The following is a 1,471-nucleotide window of genomic DNA, read 5'->3' on the forward strand; positions in this document are numbered from 1 at the left end:
TAAGGACTTCAGATTGGTTTCGCAAAGGTTACTACAAATAAAATCAGAAATGAGGATGATGTGAACAAAAGGAGAGATATTGAGGCAAGGGAGGATATGTTACAATAGACGACTTAGGGATTTGTGCTATGGGCAAAGCCGCGGTCTTTAGAAGGGAGCATGTTAACAAGGGAGATTTGCGGAAACACATAGAGCGTTTGGTATATCTATAAGGAGTTCAGATTGGTTTCACAAAGGTTACTATAAATAAAATTTGAAGGGAGTGTTGTTAACAAGATGAATAAGATAAAAAAGTAAAAATTAGAACAAGAACGAAAATTATAATAGGTGTGATTTTATTTCTATTTTTCAAGATAGCATCTCCCTATCTTATTACACCAAGGGAAATAAAAGAATTAAATAACAATATTAATTTTCCCTACAAGTTTATTTCCCAATTAGAAGAGTTTGATGATGAGGGGTGGGAAATAGAAGCAATTGAGTATGGAGTTAAGTATGTGGACTTACGAGGAGATTATATTTTATTTGAGGGCTATCCGGATTTATCTAATTCCTATAAATTAACTTATTTAGGTATAGATAACCCTGAGTTTTCCTTATTTGGAATTCATGTGGGTGATAATATGGCATTTGCAGATAGTATTATGAAAGAAAATGGTTATAAAAGGGAGAGGTCAAAGTGGTATTATAATTATAATAAAGGAAAAATTGATATATCCTTTGGAGTAGATAGAACAGAAAGGGAAGATGGAGTTGAGGAAACTCTTACGGGATTTGCTATATCTATAAGGAGTTCAGATTGGTTTCGCAAAGGTTACTATAAATAAAAATTAGAAATAAGCCGGACTTTGAAAAGGGAATTAGAACAAATGAGTAAAATTAAAAAAAGTAAAATTAAAACAAGAACAATAATTATAACAGGTGTGATTTTATTTCTATTTATCAAGATAGTATCACACTTTTTTATTACACCAAGGGAAATACAGGAATTAAATATCAATACTAACTTTCCCTACAAACTTATTTCTCCGTTAGAAGAGTTTGATAAAGAAGGTTGGGAAGAACATCCAGATTATAATGAGATTTATTATGAAAATCCTCAAGTTGGTTGTATTGTATTTATGGGCTACCCAGATTTGATTAATTCTCGTAAAGTAACTTATATATATATAAATAATCCTAAGTTTTTCTTGTTCGGAATTCGTGTTGGCGATAGTATGACAATTGTAGATAGCATTATGAAAGAAAATGGCTATAGACGAAAGAAAGCAGATGATGATTATGAATCATCTCAGAAAGTATATGCACGTTGGAAATAAATGTTTTTGTAAATATTCTTAGAATATTAGTAGCATAAGAATGTAAAAGTGGGATACAAAAAGAGACCGTTTCAAAGTCCGTGTAAACTCAAAAAACTGACATAAAATTTTAATAGTTATTTATGGGCAAGGCCATTTTTCTGTGGTTCTTG

General features: G+C 31.0%; 2 protein-coding genes. Both read left to right on the top strand.

Features of this window, described 5'->3' with window-relative positions:
* The first annotated feature begins 329 nt into the window (after positions 1-329).
* The gene (locus tag BM183_RS20425; protein ID WP_091689452.1) at positions 330-827 is read left to right on the top strand and encodes a hypothetical protein; all 498 of its coding nucleotides are present in this window, start codon (positions 330-332) and stop codon (positions 825-827) included.
* 42 nt (positions 828-869) lie between these two features.
* The gene (locus BM183_RS20430) at positions 870-1,319 is read left to right on the top strand and encodes a hypothetical protein (RefSeq protein WP_091689454.1); all 450 of its coding nucleotides are present in this window, start codon (positions 870-872) and stop codon (positions 1,317-1,319) included.
* Positions 1,320-1,471: the final 152 nt, after the last annotated feature.

The sequence above is a fragment of the Anaerocolumna aminovalerica genome, assembly GCF_900115365.1.
GTDB classification, from domain to species: Bacteria; Bacillota; Clostridia; order Lachnospirales; family Lachnospiraceae; genus Anaerocolumna; species Anaerocolumna aminovalerica.

What these genes read in the sequence shown, in the direction of transcription:
- BM183_RS20430 (WP_091689454.1), top strand. Translation starts at nt 870, where the DNA reads ATGAGTAAAATTAAAAAAAGTAAAATTAAAACAAGAACAATAATTATA.